16 protein-coding genes are annotated in these 16311 nt (G+C 72.8%); 8 read left to right on the top strand and 8 right to left on the bottom strand.

What is annotated here, in order from left to right; genetic code table 11:
- Positions 1 to 143 precede the first annotated feature (143 nt).
- The 3 genes from gltX (at position 144) to hpf (ending at position 3314) form a co-directional block, all read left to right on the top strand.
- Positions 144 to 1667 carry a glutamate--tRNA ligase gene (gltX, locus tag F8O02_RS05080; protein ID WP_158036160.1) on the top strand — a complete coding sequence of 508 codons (1524 nt, stop codon included), beginning with the start codon at positions 144 to 146 and terminating at the stop codon, positions 1665 to 1667.
- A gap of 67 nt (positions 1668 to 1734) precedes the next feature.
- On the top strand, positions 1735 to 2652 hold the full coding sequence (locus F8O02_RS05075) for an NAD(P)/FAD-dependent oxidoreductase (protein WP_158036159.1): 918 nt from the start codon (positions 1735 to 1737) through the stop codon (positions 2650 to 2652).
- 62 nt (positions 2653 to 2714) lie between these two features.
- Complete coding sequence (hpf, locus tag F8O02_RS05070; RefSeq protein WP_158036158.1) at positions 2715 to 3314, top strand: ribosome hibernation-promoting factor, HPF/YfiA family; 600 nt, start codon at positions 2715 to 2717, stop codon at positions 3312 to 3314.
- A gap of 186 nt (positions 3315 to 3500) precedes the next feature.
- Here the strand turns inward: hpf and F8O02_RS05065 are convergent, their stop codons facing one another.
- Positions 3501 to 4415 (bottom strand): LysE family transporter, encoded by a 915-nt coding sequence (locus F8O02_RS05065; RefSeq protein ID WP_179416350.1) that lies wholly within the window; start codon positions 4413 to 4415, stop codon positions 3501 to 3503.
- Positions 4416 to 4497: 82 nt separating this feature from the next.
- Here F8O02_RS05065 and F8O02_RS05060 point away from each other — a divergent pair, with 82 nt between their 5' ends.
- Entirely contained in the window at positions 4498 to 4950 is a 453-nt protein-coding gene (locus F8O02_RS05060) for an Lrp/AsnC family transcriptional regulator (protein WP_158036156.1), read from the top strand.
- A 108-nt stretch (positions 4951 to 5058) separates the two neighbouring features.
- Here F8O02_RS05060 and F8O02_RS05055 read toward each other — a convergent pair whose 3' ends face one another.
- Positions 5059 to 6015 carry an alpha/beta hydrolase gene (locus F8O02_RS05055; protein WP_158036155.1) on the bottom strand — a complete coding sequence of 319 codons (957 nt, stop codon included), beginning with the start codon at positions 6013 to 6015 and terminating at the stop codon, positions 5059 to 5061.
- Between the two features lie 73 nt (positions 6016 to 6088).
- Positions 6089 to 6439 (bottom strand): metallopeptidase family protein, encoded by a 351-nt coding sequence (locus F8O02_RS05050; protein WP_158036154.1) that lies wholly within the window; start codon positions 6437 to 6439, stop codon positions 6089 to 6091.
- Between the two features lie 150 nt (positions 6440 to 6589).
- Between F8O02_RS05050 and F8O02_RS05045 the strand changes: the two genes are divergently transcribed.
- Positions 6590 to 7336, top strand: a complete 747-nt coding sequence (locus F8O02_RS05045; protein ID WP_158036153.1) for a sulfite exporter TauE/SafE family protein — start codon at positions 6590 to 6592, stop codon at positions 7334 to 7336.
- Between the two features lie 7 nt (positions 7337 to 7343).
- Here the strand turns inward: F8O02_RS05045 and F8O02_RS05040 are convergent, their stop codons facing one another.
- Positions 7344 to 8471 (bottom strand): TDT family transporter, encoded by a 1128-nt coding sequence (locus tag F8O02_RS05040; RefSeq protein WP_158036152.1) that lies wholly within the window; start codon positions 8469 to 8471, stop codon positions 7344 to 7346.
- A gap of 123 nt (positions 8472 to 8594) precedes the next feature.
- On the opposite strand from F8O02_RS05040, the gene F8O02_RS05035 reads away from it, so the two are divergent.
- Together F8O02_RS05035 and F8O02_RS05030 are read left to right on the top strand one after the other, a co-directional pair.
- The gene (locus F8O02_RS05035; protein WP_179416349.1) at positions 8595 to 9548 is read left to right on the top strand and encodes a LysR family transcriptional regulator; all 954 of its coding nucleotides are present in this window, start codon (positions 8595 to 8597) and stop codon (positions 9546 to 9548) included.
- Between the two features lie 141 nt (positions 9549 to 9689).
- Positions 9690 to 10619, top strand: coding sequence for a DMT family transporter (locus F8O02_RS05030; RefSeq protein ID WP_158036150.1), 930 nt, complete (start codon positions 9690 to 9692; stop codon positions 10617 to 10619).
- Between the two features lie 3 nt (positions 10620 to 10622).
- Here the strand turns inward: F8O02_RS05030 and F8O02_RS05025 are convergent, their stop codons facing one another.
- The 3 genes from F8O02_RS05025 to F8O02_RS05015 all read right to left on the bottom strand — a co-directional run bounded on the left by F8O02_RS05025 (position 10623) and on the right by F8O02_RS05015 (position 13313).
- Complete coding sequence (locus F8O02_RS05025; RefSeq protein ID WP_179416348.1) at positions 10623 to 11987, bottom strand: MFS transporter; 1365 nt, start codon at positions 11985 to 11987, stop codon at positions 10623 to 10625.
- A gap of 74 nt (positions 11988 to 12061) precedes the next feature.
- Positions 12062 to 12478 (bottom strand): hypothetical protein, encoded by a 417-nt coding sequence (locus F8O02_RS09005; RefSeq protein ID WP_179416347.1) that lies wholly within the window; start codon positions 12476 to 12478, stop codon positions 12062 to 12064.
- Positions 12479 to 12503: 25 nt separating this feature from the next.
- Positions 12504 to 13313: an SOS response-associated peptidase gene (locus tag F8O02_RS05015; protein ID WP_158036147.1), complete on the bottom strand. Its 810-nt coding sequence runs from the start codon at positions 13311 to 13313 to the stop codon at positions 12504 to 12506.
- A 473-nt stretch (positions 13314 to 13786) separates the two neighbouring features.
- Between F8O02_RS05015 and F8O02_RS05010 the strand changes: the two genes are divergently transcribed.
- Complete coding sequence (locus F8O02_RS05010; RefSeq protein ID WP_158036146.1) at positions 13787 to 14950, top strand: SLAC1 family transporter; 1164 nt, start codon at positions 13787 to 13789, stop codon at positions 14948 to 14950.
- 16 nt (positions 14951 to 14966) lie between these two features.
- Here F8O02_RS05010 and F8O02_RS05005 read toward each other — a convergent pair whose 3' ends face one another.
- Positions 14967 to 16091 (bottom strand): NAD(P)H-dependent flavin oxidoreductase, encoded by a 1125-nt coding sequence (locus tag F8O02_RS05005; protein WP_218859597.1) that lies wholly within the window; start codon positions 16089 to 16091, stop codon positions 14967 to 14969.
- Positions 16092 to 16311 lie beyond the last annotated feature (220 nt).

Here is a 16311-nt window from a genome sequence, read left to right as displayed (position 1 = left end):
CGTCGTGGGTGTGGGGAGATCATACCGCCGTGGGCATATGCCATGGGTCGGCACGGGGCGGATCGCCGCCGGATCGTGATCTCGGCGCGCCGGGATGACCCGGCCGCCCGACCCCGACACCTGTCGGGGTAGAATCGGGGGTCATGACCACAGACCTTGTCACCACCGCGGCGGGCTCGGACATCCGCGTGCGGTTCTGCCCGTCGCCGACCGGGACGCCGCACGTCGGCATGGCCCGCACGGCCCTGTTCAACTGGGCGTACGCCCGCCACGTCGGCGGCACGTTCGTGTTCCGCATCGAGGACACCGACGCGCAGCGTGACAGCGAGGAGAGCTACGCGCAGATCGTCGAGGCGCTGCGCTGGCTGCACCTCGACTGGGACGAGGGCATCGACGTCGGTGGACCGAACGGCCCTTACCGGCAGTCCCAGCGCCGGGAGATCTACCAGGACGTCATCCGCCGCCTGCAAGACGCCGGCTACCTGTACGAGAGCTACGTCACCCCGGCGGAGATGGAGGCGCGCAACGTCGCGGCCGGCCGCAACCCGAAGCAGGGCTACGACAACTTCGAGCGCGACCTGACCGACGCGCAGCGCGCCGCGTATCGCGCCGAGGGGCGGCGCCCGGCGCTGCGCCTGCGGGTGCCGGACGAGGACCTCTCGTTCGACGACCTCGTGCGCGGCGAGATCCGCTTCCCGGCCGGTTCGTTCACTGACTTCGTGGTTGTGCGGCCGAACGGCGACCCGCTGTACACGCTCGTCAATCCCGTGGACGACGCGATGATGGGCATCACCCACGTGCTGCGCGGTGAGGATCTGCTCTCGTCGACGCCGCGCCAGATCGCCCTGTACCACGCGCTCATCGAGATCGGCGTCGCCTCCTTCATCCCCCGCTTCGGCCACCTGCCGTTCGTGATGGGCGAGGGCAACCGCAAGCTCTCCAAGCGCGACCCCGAGTCGAACCTGTTCAACCACCGGGACAACGGGTTCATCCCCGAGGGGCTCGTCAACTACCTCGCCCTGCTCGGCTGGTCCATCGGCCCGGACCGCGACGTGTTCACACCCGAGGAGCTCGTCGCCCACTTCGACGTCGCCGACGTGAACCCGAACCCGGCCCGGTTCGATCTGAAGAAGGCCACCGCGATCAACGGTGACCACATGCGCGCGCTCGCCCCCGACGACTACGAGCGCCGGCTCACGGTGTTCCTGCAGGGCGCCGGCGTCGTGCCCGATCCCGTCAGCGATCGTGACGCGCGGGTGGTGCACGCCGCCGTGCCCCTGGTGCAGCCCCGCATGAACACCTTCGGCGAGGCCCCCGACATGCTGCGCTTCCTGTTCCAGGGCGCCGACGAGATCGACTACCAGCCGGATGCGATGAAGCAGCTGCGCAAGGGCGACCCGGGGCAGGTGCTCGCCGCGGCCCGCGCCGCGCTCGCGGGGCTGGGCGACGCGGACTGGACGACGGACGCGATCCACCAGGCCCTGCAGCACGCGCTCGTCGACGGGCTCGGCATCAAGCCGCGGCTCGCGTTCGGGCCCGTGCGCACGGCTGTCTCCGGACGGCGCGTCTCGCCGCCGCTGTTCGAGTCGCTGGAGCTGCTCGGGCGCGACGAGGCCCTGCGGCGGCTCGACCGGCTCGCCGGCGTGCTCGCCGAGCAGCAGCAGTGAGACGCCTCCCCGACGCGTCGACGCGTCGCGGGCGGTCGCGAACCGGAGCACAGAGAGGTGGACGGTGATGACGATCCATGACTGCATCGTGGTCGGGGGCGGGCCGGCGGGACTGAGCGCCGCACTCGTGCTGGCCCGCGCCCGACGGGACGTGCTCGTCATCGACGGCAACCGGCCGCGCAACCGCGCCACCTACATGTCGCACGGGTTCATCACCCGGGACGGCACGCCGCCGATGCGGCTGCGCGAGCTCGGCCGCGAGGACCTCGCCCGCTACCCGAACGTGACGTTCCAGTGGGGCGAGGTCGTGGCGGTGGCTGGCGGCGATGGCGACTTCACCGTCACGGTGACCGGGGTGCGCGGCGGGCCGAGCGGCGAGGTCCGCGCCCGCAAGATCCTGCTGGCCACCGGCGTCCAGGAGACCCTGCCCGCGGTGCCCGACCTCATCGGGTACTATGGCTCGTCGATCTTCAGCTGCGTGCACTGCGACGGCTGGGAGCGCCGCGAGCAGTCGCTCGTGGTGATGGGGGAGAACCCCGAGCTCGTCAACACGGCCAAGCGGGCGTCGCAGTGGGCCGATCAGGAGATCGTGCTCACGAACGGCAGCGGCGTCGTCGAGGCCGCGGAGGCCGCGGTGCTCGGCCGGCGCGGCATCGTCGTCGACGACACACCGATCGTGCATCTGCGCGGCGATCACGGGACGCTCTCCGGCGTCGAGCTCGCCGACGGCCGGGTCATCGCGGCCACCGGCGGCTTCGTGCAGCCGGAGTGGAGCCTGCCGCAGTTCGTCGCCGAGCTCGTGCCGACCGCGGCGGATCTCGGCGGGGTGAAGACCGACGAGTACGGCCGCAGCGGCGTGCCCGGCGTGTACGCCGCCGGCGACGTGCGCGGGGTGACGCCCTCCCAGCTGATCATCGCCGCGGGGGAGGGCGCCCGGGCGGCGACCGGGCTCAACAATGATCTGATCTTCGCGCGGTTCGAGTAGAATCGTCACACCATCCGGCGGTGCCGGAGACGTGCACCGCCGCCCGAGAGAAGGAGGCCGTCATGCAGGTCAACGTCCTGGCACGTGGTGTCAAGAAGTCGCAGCGGTTCGAGGATGTCGTCGAGCAGAAGTCGAAGCGGGTCGAGCAGCTCGCCGACCGGGCGCAGCGGTTCGACGTGAAGGTCTCGAACATCAGCGACAAGACGCCGGATCTCGGCGAGCGGGTGGAGCTGACGGTCGTGGCTCCGGGGCCGGTCGTGCGGGCGGAGGCCGAGGGCGGCGACCGCTTCACGGCGTTCGACGTGGCGCTGGACAAGCTCACCGAGCGGCTGCGTCGTAAGAAGGACCGTCGCAAGATCTCGAAGGGGCGCCCGGCCGAGAGCGTGCGCGGCGCCGATCTCGGCATGGTCGTCCCCGAGCCTGCCGGCACGGCGGAGACGGGGGAGGAGACCGGCGCGTCGCCGGTCGTCATCCGGCACAAGGAGTTCCCCGCGGTGGAGCTCACACCCGAGCAGGCCGTCGACCGGATGGAGCTCGTCGGCCACGACTTCTTCCTGTTCCAGAACGTGGAGACCGGTCGGCCGAGCGTCGTGTACCGCCGCAAGGGCTGGAACTACGGCGTGATCTCGCTGACCGAGGCGGTCGAGACGTTCGAGGAGTGAGCCGAGGGCGGTCGGGCGCCTGACGCGTCCCGGCCGCGTTCGACCGAGCGAGGCCCGGTGCCACTTGGGCACCGGGCCTCGTCGTTTCCGGGGACGTGCACACGTCCGGGTGATGTGCGCGTGCTCGTCGCGGACCCCGGGCTCGGCGGCTGGACGGTGGACGGCGCACCTCGCGGTGGCGGTCGATCAGCTGAGCAGCGGCCAGGCCTGCTCGGCCACCAGAGCGAGGCCGATCAGCACCATCAGCAGACCCGAGACGATCGACAGCGGCCGGGTGATCCGCGGATGCCGGGCGAGCACGTGCACGGCGGTCAGTGCCAGCACGGTGTAGAAGAGCATCGTCGCGACGATGTGGATGCCGCCGAGCGCCGCGGTCTGCAGACTCAGCGGCCACGGGGCGGTTGGCGAGATGAACTGCGGCATGATCGCGAGGAACAGCAGCACGACCTTCGGGTTGAGCCCGCTCGCCCCGATGCCGCGCAGCAGGACGCCGCGGGTGCTCTCAGCGGTGCGTGCGGACGTGCCGGACACGGGGTGGCGCCGGGGCGATCCGGCGAAGGGGCGCGCTGTGCGCGGCGTCTCCACGACGGGAGCGAGGCCGGCTCCGGTCGTCCTGTCCGCGGCGTCCGCCCGCAGGGTCGAGGCGGGCGCCCACATGCCGGACGGGGCCGTTGCGCGCATCCCGGCACCCGTGGCGTCGACGGACACCGCCGTCGCGGCCAGGGCGGGTGCCGGCGATGACGTGGGGCCGAGCGCCACCTCGGCGAGCGTCTCGGCGGCGGTGGCCGTGCCGGGGAGGCGCACATCGGGGAGCGACACGTCTGCGGGGTGGCGGAGCGTCTGCACCCCCAGACAGCACAGGTAGGCGGCGCCGAGCACGGTGATCACCGGCAGGGCGCCCGGCAGCAGCGCGAGCGCCACGGTCAGCCCCGCGGCCGCCAGCAGGGTGTGGGCGAGGTAGCCGATGCCCAGGCCGCTGATGGACGCCATCGCCTCGCGCACGCTCGTCGCGTGGGTGAGGATGTAGGCCCAGTCTGCTCCCGGGACGATGACGAAGAGCAGGCTCACCACGAGGAATGCCGGCAGCTGGGAGGTGTCCATGCCCATGATGGTAGGGAGGGCGGCCCCGCAGATGGTGGCCGATATCGCCTCGCGAACGCCGAGGAATGGTAGATTCTGCCACATGGATGCGATTGACCGCAGGATTCTTGCCGAGCTGCAGCAGGATGGCCGGCAGACGATCACCGAGCTGGCGCGGCGCGTGCAGCTGAGCGTCTCGCCATGCCTGCGTCGGGTGCGGGCGCTCGAGCGCGACGGGGTGATCACGGGCTATCACGCGAGCGTCGACCCCCGGAAGGCGGGGCTCGAGTTCGAGGCGCTGCTGTTCATCACGATGAGCCGCAGCGACGCGACGACCCTCGCGCAGCTCGAGGAGGCGATGACCGCGATCGACGAGATCGTCGACTGCCAGCGCCTGTTCGGGGAGCCCGACTACCTCGTGCGGGTGATCACGCGCAGCCTCACGGACTACCAGACGCTCTACGACACGCGCATCGCCGACATCCCCGGCATCGAGCGGATCCGCTCCACCCTGGTGATGCGGTCGGTCGTCAGCGACCGGCCCATCCGGATGTGACCGAGGCGGGGATGCACACGGGGACGGACGTCTCCGCCCGCCGGCGCCCGGACGTCGCGCGAGCCGGGCGAGCCGCGGGGATGCGGCGGCTCCGCCGGATCCGGGCGGTCAGACCGCCTGCATCGCGCGCACCCGTGCCGCCATCGCGAGCCGGGAGAGGGCGATGTCGGGCACGAGCCGATCCCAGCGGTGAGGCAGCCCCGGGTAGACGTGCAGCTCGGTCTGCACCCCGGCGGCGAGCAGCCGCTGGGCGTGGCGGATGCCCTCGTCGCGCAGCACGTCGAGCGTGCTCACCTCGATGAAGGCGTCTGGCAGCCCGGCGAGATCCGCGGCCCGGCCGGGCGTCGCGTACATGGAGGCGGGCTCGTCCGCGGCGGCGTCGGCGCCGAGCAGCGCCTGCCAGGCGGTGATGTTGTCGTCATACGTCCACGTGGCGTGCTCGGCGATGCGCGCGTCGGCGATCACGGTGCGATCGTCGAGCATCGGCGCGAGGAGGATCTGCGCGGCCGGCTGCGGACCGCCACGGTCCCGGCCGAGCAGGGCCACGCCCGCCGCGAGACCGCCGCCGGCGCTCTCGCCCATCACGAACAGCCGGCGCGGATCGGCGCCGAGCACGTCGCCGTGGTGCGCAGCCCAGAGCAGCGCGGCATAGGCGTCCGCCAGCGGGACGGGGTAGGGGTGCTCCGGGGCGAGCCGGTAGGCCGGGGCGAGCAGCGCGACCCCCGAGCGGCGCACGAGATCGGCGATCGCACCGTCGAAGTCGTCGAGCTCGCCGAAGAACCAGCCGCCGCCGTGCAGGTACAGGCCGAGTGACCCGCCAGTCCAGTCCGTCGGCGTGTACAGCCGGGCCGGGATCTCGCCGTCGGTGACGGGGATGCGATAGTCGGTCGTCGTCACGCCCTCGCCGACCCCGGTGCGCCGGTTGAGGCCCAGCCGGACCAGGGCGCGGCGCCGGCGCCCCGCGACGTCGCCGACGGGCAGATGGGCCGGGGCGAGGGATGCGTGCAGATCGTCGGCGGCGATCGCCGCCGCGTACTCCGGGTCGAGCGTCCATGAACGGGACATCGGGCCTCCTCGGTCGTCGTCGACTGCTATGCCTCCATTATGTCATCGCCACAGACCGGCTCCGGCCGCCGGGTCAGCCCCAGCCGAGCTCGTGCAGCCGGCCCTCGGGGATGCCGAAGTAGTGGGCGATCTCGTGCACGAGGGTGATGTGCACCTGCTCGCGCAGCGCGTCCTCGTCATCGACGATCGACAGCAGCGGCTCGCGGTAGAGCACGATGCGGTCGGGTAGATCGACCATCCCGTAGTCATCGCGCTCGGTGAGCGCCAGGCCGTCGTACTCGCCGAGCAGGTCGAGCGACCCGTCGGCGGGGCGGTCCTCCACGAGGAACACCACGTTGTCGAGCTCGTCGAGCACGGACTGCGGGATGCGGTCGAAGACGTCGTCGACCAGGTCGCCGAAGGCGTCCGCGTCCATCTCGATCATGCCGCTGATCGTAGCAGCGGCCCGGCCCGACCGGGCGTCGCGCGGCGGAGCCGGGCCCGTGCCGCCGGGGTGCTGTTCCAGGCCGCTCCCGCCGCTCCGCCGGCCGGGGCGACGCGACCCGGTGGAGCGGCGGGGTGTAGGCTCACGCGCGTGATCGCCGCGCTCATCGTCCTCGTGTTCGTCGGGGCCTTCGCCCAGCGGGTCACCGGCCTCGGCTTCGGGCTGGTCGTCTCGCCGTTCATCGTGCTGCTGCTCGGCCCCTACAGCGGGGTGATGATCCTCAACCTCGCGGCGATCGTCTCGGCGTCGCTCGTGCTCAGTCGGGTCTGGCGGCACGTGGACTGGCGCCGGCTCGCCGGCTTCGTGCCCAGCGCGCTCGCGGGCATCATCGCCGGCGCGTTCATCGCCCACGCGCTCGCGGCGCCGTGGCTCGAGGGGATTATCGGCGTGACGCTCATCATCGCGCTCACCGTGTCACAGGTGATCGGACGCACCTCGTTCGTCGCACACGGCCCCGGGTGGGTGATCGGCACCGGGGTGACCGCCGGGGTGATGAACTCCGCGGCGGGCATCGGTGGCCCGGCGATGACGGTCTACGCGGTGCTCTCCGAGTGGGAGCAGCGCAGCTTCTCGGCCACGCTGCAGCCGTTCTTCGCGTTCACCGGGATCGCCTCGTTCCTCACGAAGTACCTCATAGACCCGGGGCGCCTCGTCGCCCTGCCCTGGGGTGTGTGGGCAGGCATCCTCGGTGCGCTGCTGGCCGGCGTGGCCGCGGGTGGACGCGTTGCCGAGCGGGTCTCCGGCCTCGCCGCCCGGCGGGCGGTGCTCGGCATCAGCTACGCCGGAGGCGCGGTCACCGCGGCGAAGGGGATCGCGGGCATCCTCGGGATCGCCTGAGCGTGGGCTACCGCGTGGGGGTCGCGGCGGCCGGTCGCGGCGGGGCGAGCAGCGAGCCGCGGATGATCGCGCCGTGGAACGTGCGCACGGCCACCGTCGTCCAGGCGAACGCGAGCAGCGCGAACCACAGCCAGGCGATCACGGTCATCAGCGTGGAGCCGGTGACGTTCGCCACCCCGGCGAAGCCCGTGGTGACCGTGCCGACGGGGAAGGTGAACGACCACCAGGTCAGATTGAACGGCATCCCGCCGCGCACCGTGCCGATCGTGATGAGTCCGACGACGAGCGCCCACAGCAGCGCGAACCCGAGCACGACCGTGCCGAAGGCGAGGCCGAGCACCGCCAGGGCGGAGCCGGCCATCGCGTCCGTGAGCATGTGGGAGCCCTGCTGGGAGAGCCCGATCGCCGCGGTCGCGGTCTGGCCGAGCGGGCCGAGCACGATCCACAGAGTGGGCACCTTGCCGGAGGCTCCCACCTTGTGGACGACGAGCCGGTTCCACAGTAACGCGATGATGATCACGGCGGGGAAGAAGGTAACGCCCATAAGCAGGAACGACACGATCAGCAGATCCTGGGCCGGGGCGCGCCCCTGCAGGTGTGCGAGCAGCGGCACCGCCCCGGCCGCGGAGACCATCGGCGGGACCAGCGGCATCAGCCAGCCGCCGAACGCGTCCTCGGGGCCGACCTTCAGCCGGGTGAAGGCGAGGTAGGGCACCGAGCCCGCCGCGTACAGGCCGAGCACCGTGCCGATCAGCCACAGCACCGCGCTCACGTGCCAGGCGAGATCGGCGCCGAGCAGCGGCTGCCCGCAGTACAGCGCGCCGCTGCCGACGGTCATGATCGCCATGGGCGGGGCCCCGTAGAAGTTCACCATGCCGGGGTTGCGGTGATGGCCGACCGCGGTGCGCGGGAAGAGCACCCAGTGGGCGATCGTCGCGACGACGAGCACCACGAGCATGACCGCGGCGAGCACCCACACCGCCGTGCCGATCGCGTGGCCGACCGACCCGCTGCCGGGCAGATTGGCCAGGGCGTTGCCGACGATGCCGGTGCCCATGACGCTCGCGAACCAGTTCGGGGTGATGTTGGAGACGATGTCCCGCGGGGACTCGAGCTCCTGGAAGAGATGTGCCATGCCGTCATGGTGTCGCGGAAGCTCGTCGGGGGCGAGCGGGCAGGCGGTCGGATACAATCTCATATTGTGACAGGGGATCGGGTGGGGGCGAGCGGACCAGTGGGTGGGCCGAGGCCCGGGCCGGTGAATGAGTCGCAGCACGAGCCGCGGGACGTCCGCGCCGCATCGTCCGGCCTCGCCGACGCCCGCCTGCTGGTCGCCCTCGCCCGCGGGCGATCCCTCTCAGGCGCAGCCGCCGCCCTCGGCGTCACCCAGCAGGCGGCGTCGGCCCGGCTCGCCCGGCTGGAGCGTGCGCTCGGCGTGCGCATCGCCGCCCGCATCCCCGCCGGCACGCGCCTGCTGCCCGAGGGGGTGCGCCTGCTGCGCGCGGCGACCGACCTCGTCGCCGCGGCGGGACGCTGGACGGCGACGACCGCGTCCCTCGCCACGGGGCGGCGGGAAGAGGCTCGCCCCGACCACGTGCGCATCGCCGCCAGCCGCACGGTCGTCGACTTCCTGCTGCCCGGCTGGCTCGCCCGCGCCCGCGCCCTCGGCGTCGACACCGCCGACGTCGGCGCGCTGCCCATGAACAGCCGCGACGTCGTGCGGTACACCGGCGACGGCGTGTGCGAGCTCGGCTTCATCGAGACCCCGCGCCCCCGTGCCCGGGAGCTCGCCGGCGCGGAGGGGCTGGAGCGAGCGATCGTCGCCTGGGACGAGCTCGTGCTCGTGGTGCCGCCGGAGCATCCCTGGGCACATGCGGGCGGGGTCGAACCGGCCCGGCTCGCAGCGACCCCGCTCGTGCTGCGCGAGGAGGGATCCGGCACGCGCGAGACCCTCGAGCGGGCGCTGCCCGGCGGGCTGGCGGCGCCGGTGATGGTGCTCGAGTCGTCGGTCGCCATCCGCAGCGCGGTCATCGCCGGCGCGGGGCCGGCCGTGCTGAGCGTGCTCGTCGTGGAGCGCGACATCGAGCGGGGCGCGCTCGTGCCGGTGCGCATCCTGGGCCGCCGGCTGCGCCGGCCGATCACCGCGGTGTGGCGGGGACGACGCGAGGCGCTGACCGAGCTGTCGCGGACGCTGCTGGCCGTCGCACGGTAGGGGCGCGGGGAGTGGCGCTCGCCGGCGGGCTGCCTCCGATCGGTGTGGGGCGGTGTGGGGCGGCGCCTTCCCGGGTGGCTCGGGTGGCGGCGCGGCCCGGGTATCGGCGGGTCGGCCGGAGGGTCGGACTACAGTGACCGTGTGTCTGGAACGAACCGTGTGAACACCCGTGCCCGTGGCGTCCTCGCCTCGGTGGCGATGATCGGCGCCACGCTGTTCTGGGCGGTCCACTACCAGCTGAGCGCCCGGGTGCTGGAGCAGATGACCCCGGTCGGGCTGACATTCTGGCGGTGGGCGATCGCCCTCGTGCCGCTCGTCGTGCTCGCGCAGGTTATGGAGCATCCCGACTGGCGGACGGTGTGGCGGCGCCTGCCTCGGCTCGTCGTGCTGTCGCTGCTGGGGCTCGCCGGCTACAACCTGTTGCTGTACGCGGCGCTCGCGTTCACCACGCCGGTGGGCGCCTCGCTCGTCAACGCGGCGAACCCGGCGCTCATGGTGCTGCTGTCGGTCGTGCTCACCGGCCAGCGGGTCTCCGGGCGGGGCGTGGCCGGCATCGTGCTGAGCCTCGTCGGCGTGGTGGTCGTGCTCACGGACGGCTCGCTGGCGACGCTGCTGTCGATGCGGTTCAACGCCGGCCAGCTCGTCATGCTCGCTGCCATCCTCGTGTGGAGCCTGTACACGATCTACGGGCGGGTGCCCGGGGTCGGGCCGATCACGTCGACGGCCGTGCAGGCGGCGGTCGTGGTCGTGCTGCTCGCCCCGTTCGCGATCGCCGGCGGCGACGGGCTCCCCGTCGCCTCGGGGGAGGCGATGACCGGGCTCATCGTGATCGCCCTGCTGCCCTCGGTCGCGTCGTACGTGCTGTGGAACCTCGCCGGCAGCGTCGTGCCCTCGTCGGTGTCGGCGATCTACCTGAACCTCATCACGGTGTTCGTCGTCGTCATCGGTCTGCTGCTCGGGCAGCCCGTCGGCGTCGCCGAGCTCGCCGGCGGGGCGCTCGTCATCGCGGGCGTGATCATCACGAGTCTCGCCACGGCCGGACGTGGCGCGTTCGCCACGGCGGAGGACTGACCGTCAGGCCGCGCGGCGCGGCCGCTGCGTGAGCGGGGTGAGCACGGCCGCGACCACCGTGGCCGCGGCCGCGGCGATCAGGCACCGGGCGAACCCGGCGTCCAGCTCGCTGCCGAGCAGGATGCCGAACACAGCCACGCCGATCGACCCGCCCACCTGCCGCAGCGTGTTGAACGCCGCCGACGCAGCACCGTGCAGCTCGCGCGGCACCGTCGCCAGCGACTGGGTGGTCATCGTCGGCACGAGCAGGCCCGAGGCGAAGCCGGCCGGGATCATCGCGACGATGATGCCCCAGATCGACTGGCTCCATCCCGCCCACGCGAGGCCCAGCAGCGACAGCGCGAACACGGTCTGCGCGCCCGCGAGCAGGTGGTCGACTCGGTCGATCGCCTCGGTGATGCGCGAGACGGTCAGGTTGCCGACGAGGATTGCGATCGTCAGCGGCAGGAACATCAGACTGCTGTGCAGCACGCTCATGCTCATGCCCGTCTGCAGCAGCAGACCGAGCGCGAACAGCAGCCCGTACAGCGCGAGGTTCCACAGCGCGCCCTGCAGCGAGGCGCCGAGGAACACCCGGTTGCGCCACACGGCCAGCGGCATCAGCGGGGCGGCGACCCGGCTCTCGATCACGACGAACGCGATCACCCCGACCACGGCGACCGCGAACGCGCCGAGCACCATCGGGCTGAGCCCCTGGTCGGCGCTCTGCACGAGGGCGAAGACGAGGCCGCCGAACGCGAGGGTCGCGGCGATCTGGCCGGGCACGTCCAGCGGGTGCGGCACGCGTGCCACGGTCGGCAGCAGCCGGGCGCCGGCGAGCGCCGACACCGCGGCGATCGCGGCGTGGAACCAGAACATCAGCTTCCAGCTGCCCATCTCGGTCAGCGCGCCGCCGAGCAGCGGGCCCGCTGACATGCCGATGCCGCCCGAGGAGGCCCACATCGCCACATTCTTCGTGCGCTGCTGCGGGGTGGTTGCGCTCGCGGTCGCCAGCACGAGCGAGCTGGGGATCAGCAGGGCCGCGCCGATGCCGAGTAGCAGCAGCGCGAGGATGAGCAGCAGCATCGTCGGTGCCACCGCGCAGCCGGCGCAGCAGACGGCGAAGATGCCCATGCCGATGAGGAACACGCGGCGTGCGCCCCACACGTCGACGAGCGCGCCGGCGCCGAGCATCACGGCCGCGAACGACAGCGAGTACGCGTTGACGGCCCATTCGAGTTCGGCGCGCGAGGCGGCGAACTCCTGCTGCAGGGGAGGCAGCAGCACGTTGATCGCGGTGCTCTGGTCGTAGACGAGGAAGGCGGCGCTCATCGCGAGCACGGCGGTGGGGAGACCGCCTCTCGCGGAGCTGGTGAATGGGGCGGTCATGGAGGCATCGTGAGCGTCCGGCGGTGACGGTGTCAATCCGTCTGAGACAACTGTCGGAGACTGCGGTGCAGGCCTCAGGCGATGCACTTCAGCGCGTCGCGTGCGCCCGGGTGGTTGATGTCGAGCTGCTCGCCGTCGAGCTGCCCGGGCCATGAGAAGTTCTGCTGGGCGACCGCGTTGACCGAGATCGCCTGCAGCGTCGAGGCCTCGTCGGCGTCGAGGGTGTTGACGAGCCACACCGCGTTCTGGTCGGTGGAGCTCACTTTCAACCGGGCGGCGACGAGATAGTCGCCCGCGTCGTCGGGGGCGGGGATGGCCTCGGCCGTCTCGATCGTGGTGCCGTCCTTCGTGGACTTCGCGAGCAGCGCGTCGCCGATCTGCTGCGGCACGCTCTGGCAGTCGGCGGGCGGCTCGACCGGGCTGCAGCCGGCGAGCCCGGCGGCGACACCGGTCAGGGCGAGGGTGAGGGCGGTCGCGGTTCGAAGACGCATGGACCAATCGTATGCCTGTTCGACGTCAGGTCCGTGCGGCGGGACTCGCGGTCACGCCGGAGTCCGTGCCCGGGACCGTGCCATCCCCGTCCACCGGGACGACGAGCCCGGGGCCGTCCCCGTGCAGCGGGGCGACCCGGTGCACGGCGAGCTCGGGGGCGAGGCCGGGGGAGGCGGCCACCGCGCGGCGCAGCTCGGCCGGGCCGTCCGCATCCGGGGCGAGCCAGGCGTCCAGTTGGTCGCTGGCGATCGGCAGCGGCTGGCGCGGGTGCAGCCAGGCGAGGGACGCGTCCGCCTGCGTCGTGAGGATCGTCGCGGTGAGCGTCCACGGCGTGTCCGGGGCGGGGCACCACCAGCTGTACAGGCCGGCCAGCAGCAGCGGCGTGCCGTCGGCGCGGTGGACGTGCCAGGGTGCGCGTGCAGTTCGGCTCGGGCGTCGCCGCCGGCCGGGTGCTGCGGGGTCGGGTGCTGCGGGGATGAGGTGGGGTGCGCTGTCGGCTGCTGCCGGCTGCCACTCGTAGTACCCGTCGACGGGGACGACGCAGCGCGCGTGCCGCACGGCATCGCGGTACGTCGGCTTCTCGGCCGCTGACTCCGCCCGGGCGTTGAACGTGGGCCAGGTGAGCCGGTCGGTGCGCGACCAGCGCGGCACGAGCGACCAGCGGGCGGTGGCGAGGACGCGGCCGGGCGCGCGGGTGTCGTCCGCGGCGACGAGCATCGACTGGGTCGGCGCGATGTTCCACGACGGGGTCGGGGCCCGGCCCACGAACCGGTCGGCGCCGGTGGCCGCGGCGAAGACGACGCGGCCACAGGCCTGCACGATGCGTCCGCACATGGCTCCAGCCTACGGGGTGCGCGGTGGGGATGTGGTGGCGGCGAGTGGCGGGATGGTGCGGCGGGGTGTGCGGGATGTCGGGCGCCGCCAGCACGGGACGAGCGGCCGTCGACGTGATGCCGGCGGCCGCTCGTCCCAGACCTCGCAGCGGGAACTGTGTGCTTTCGAGGTCGTGTGCGTCCAGTGTTCAGTTGTCTACCGCGCTTCGGGGCGGTGTGTGCCGCTTCCGAGGAGCTGTCTAAACTCTACAGAATGTAGAGAACGGGTGCAAGTCGTGGTCGGGTGGGAACACGTGGAGTACTGGGGCCCGTGCCCGCTGCGGCGAATCCTGTCGCGGCGATGCGTGCAGCGCGGCGAGCGACCGGCGGGGCTGTGACCGTGGTCGCAGCCGGGATGAAGCGGCCGGAGCAGGGTCTTGGCGTCGCGCGGAGCCGCACCGTCAAGTTTACCCCCTGGGGTATAAAGTGGTCGCCATGTCACAGCCAGCCGAGACCACGTCTGCCACGCCCGCCGATCCCGTCGCACCGGGGGCGGCGCCCGCTGCACACGCCGCAGCAGGGGTCGCGCCCGCTCCGCGCTTCACCCTCGAGGGGTTCGCCCCCGGGTGGGGCGCGTCGGTGATGGGGACGGCCGCGCTCGCGGTGGTGGGCGTCGCGCTGGCCGGCCGGGGTGTCGTCCCCGCGCTGACCCGCCCGTTCGGCATCGTGGTCTTCCTGTTCTCGCTCGTGCTCGGCGTGCTCGTGATCGGCACGGCCACCGCCCGCTGGATCGTCCACCCGCGGGCGGCGTTGCGCGACCTCGCCCATCCGGTCAAGGGCGGGATGTCGGCGACGCTGCCGGGCGCCGTCCTCGTGCTCGCCGTGGCGTTCGGACGCGTCGGGCCGCTGCTGCTGCCCGAGGCCGCCATCCGGCCCACCGTGCTCGCCCTCACCGCGATCGGCGCCGTGCTCGCCCTCGTGTTCGGCTGGGCGTTCCTCACCGGCGTGTTCGCCCGCGGCGACACCAGACTCGGCCAGATCACCGGCGCCTGGTTCATCCCGCCGGTCGTCGCGATCATCGTGCCCACGGCGCTCTCCCCGTTCATCGGCGTGCGCGAGGGCGACCACGCGCTCGACATCGACCTGCTCGGGATCTCGTGGGTGATGCTCGGCATCGGGGCCGCGCTGTTCCTCGCGATCACCGCGATCCTCGTCGTCCGCAGCGCCATCGCGCCGCTGCCGCCTGCCCCGCTCGCCCCGACCCTCACGATCGGGCTCGGCCCCGCCGGACTCATCGGCCTCGACCTGCTGCTCATGGCCCGGGCCAGCGAGCGCATGGGGCTGATGAGCGCGGACGCGGTGGGGCTCGCCGCGATGATCGGCGGCATGTTCTGGGGCTTCGGCGCCTGGTGGGCGGTCGCCGCGGTGATCGTCATCCTGCGCGGGTACGACCGGCTGCCCTTCGCGCTGTCCTGGTGGGGGTTCACGTTCCCCCTCGCCGCATGGACGATCGCCGGCCTGCAGATCTCCGAGGCCGTCGGCTCGGCAGCACTGCTCGCGATCGCGGTGTCGGGCGCCGTGCTGCTCGTCGTGGTGTGGGCGGTCACCCTCGTGCGCACGATCGTCGGTGTCGCGAACCGCTCGATCTGGGCGGGGTAAGGGTCAGCCCGACGGTTCAGCCCCGGGCGCCCCGCAGCTCGTCGACGAGCACGCGCACGAGCTCGCCGGCCGGTAGCTCACGCGTCTCGGCGACCGCCTGCCCGGCCCAGTGCGCGGCGAAGGCGGAGGGCCTTCCGGCCGCGGCCGCGGCCCGGGCGAGCGCTTTGCTCGCCGAGTAGGCGAGCGGGTAGTCGGGGGTGCGAATGCCGCGTTCGGCGCCCTCGCGCGCGAGCTTGGCGAGCCGGCCGGGCAGGCCACGGGCGGGCCGGCCGGAGACGGCCCGGGTGATCGCGGTGTGGGCCGCGTCGGTGTCGGGATGCGCGGCGGCGGCCCGGATGCGCTCTCGCCAGGCGGTGCCGGTGGCCGCCTCCGGGGCGAGCAGGAAGGCGGTGCCGAGCTGGGCGGCTGCGGCGCCGAGATCGAGGGCCGCGGCGATGCCCGCGCCGTCGCTGATGCCGCCCGCGGCGACGACCGGGATGCGCAGGCGGGCGGCTAGCTGTCGCACCAGGGGCAGCGTGCCGATGCGCTCGTCCCGGTCTGGGGTGAACACTCCACGATGGCCGCCGGCCTCGACGCCCTGGGCGACGACCGCGTCGGCGCCCGCACGCTGCACGGCGAGTCCCTCGGCGAGGTCGGTCGCGGTGACGAGCACCGCGATGTCGGCCTCATGCAGGTGATCGATCACCCCGGGCGCGGGCAGACCGAAATGGAAGCTCACAGCGGCCGGGCGCTCGGCGACCAGCGCATCCACCAGCCGTGCGGTGTTCGCATCGTCGACCGCAGCACTCGGGTAGATGGGCTGCAGGGTCGTGGGCGGCTCGGCGCCGAGCCGGGTGAACTCCGGGGCCAGCAGCTCGAGCCAGGCAGCCTCGACCGCCGCGTCCCGCTGGGGCTCGGCATGGGTGAAGAAGCCGACGGCGAAGGGACGGTCGGTGAGCCCACGGGTGGCGCGGATCGCCTCCCGGGCGCGATCCGGGTCGGCGCCGCCGATGCCCAGTGAGCCGAGCCCGCCGGCGTTCGACACGGCCGCCGCGAGCTCGGGCGTGGTCACCCCGGCCATCGGCGCCTGCACGATCGGGTGGGCGAACAGCCGGCGGACACGGTCGGCGGGCGTGTGCACGGCGTCGGGGCTCGGATGCACGGTGACTCCTTCGTCGTCTGGGCAGGGGACGCTCACCGGGGCCCGTCCGCAGCTCTGGCAGGATCAGGGCGCGATCGCGACGTCGCGACGTGGCACAGAGGATGTCCCGTATCGGGAACATAGCAGACCGGCCGATGTCGACGGGTGCAGCGCACGGCACCTGGCATGCCGAGACCTCGACCACGAATGCGCCGCATGACACGAGGAAAGCCACCGATGC

This window comes from Pseudoclavibacter caeni, assembly GCF_008831125.1.
GTDB lineage: Bacteria > Actinomycetota > Actinomycetes > Actinomycetales > Microbacteriaceae > Pseudoclavibacter_A > Pseudoclavibacter_A caeni.
Note: the sequence above shows the minus strand (reverse complement) of the source record. Positions and strands in the feature narration are given on the sequence as shown.

What these genes read in the sequence shown, in the direction of transcription:
- gltX (WP_158036160.1), top strand. Translation starts at nt 144, where the DNA reads ATGACCACAGACCTTGTCACCACCGCGGCGGGCTCGGACATCCGCGTG.
- F8O02_RS05075 (WP_158036159.1), top strand. Translation starts at nt 1,735, where the DNA reads ATGACGATCCATGACTGCATCGTGGTCGGGGGCGGGCCGGCGGGACTG.
- hpf (WP_158036158.1), top strand. Translation starts at nt 2,715, where the DNA reads ATGCAGGTCAACGTCCTGGCACGTGGTGTCAAGAAGTCGCAGCGGTTC.
- F8O02_RS05065 (WP_179416350.1), bottom strand. Translation starts at nt 4,415, where the DNA reads ATGGACACCTCCCAGCTGCCGGCATTCCTCGTGGTGAGCCTGCTCTTC.
- F8O02_RS05060 (WP_158036156.1), top strand. Translation starts at nt 4,498, where the DNA reads ATGGATGCGATTGACCGCAGGATTCTTGCCGAGCTGCAGCAGGATGGC.
- F8O02_RS05055 (WP_158036155.1), bottom strand. Translation starts at nt 6,015, where the DNA reads ATGTCCCGTTCATGGACGCTCGACCCGGAGTACGCGGCGGCGATCGCC.
- F8O02_RS05050 (WP_158036154.1), bottom strand. Translation starts at nt 6,439, where the DNA reads ATGATCGAGATGGACGCGGACGCCTTCGGCGACCTGGTCGACGACGTC.
- F8O02_RS05040 (WP_158036152.1), bottom strand. Translation starts at nt 8,471, where the DNA reads ATGGCACATCTCTTCCAGGAGCTCGAGTCCCCGCGGGACATCGTCTCC.
- F8O02_RS05025 (WP_179416348.1), bottom strand. Translation starts at nt 11,987, where the DNA reads ATGACCGCCCCATTCACCAGCTCCGCGAGAGGCGGTCTCCCCACCGCC.
- F8O02_RS09005 (WP_179416347.1), bottom strand. Translation starts at nt 12,478, where the DNA reads ATGCGTCTTCGAACCGCGACCGCCCTCACCCTCGCCCTGACCGGTGTC.
- F8O02_RS05015 (WP_158036147.1), bottom strand. Translation starts at nt 13,313, where the DNA reads ATGTGCGGACGCATCGTGCAGGCCTGTGGCCGCGTCGTCTTCGCCGCG.
- F8O02_RS05010 (WP_158036146.1), top strand. Translation starts at nt 13,787, where the DNA reads ATGTCACAGCCAGCCGAGACCACGTCTGCCACGCCCGCCGATCCCGTC.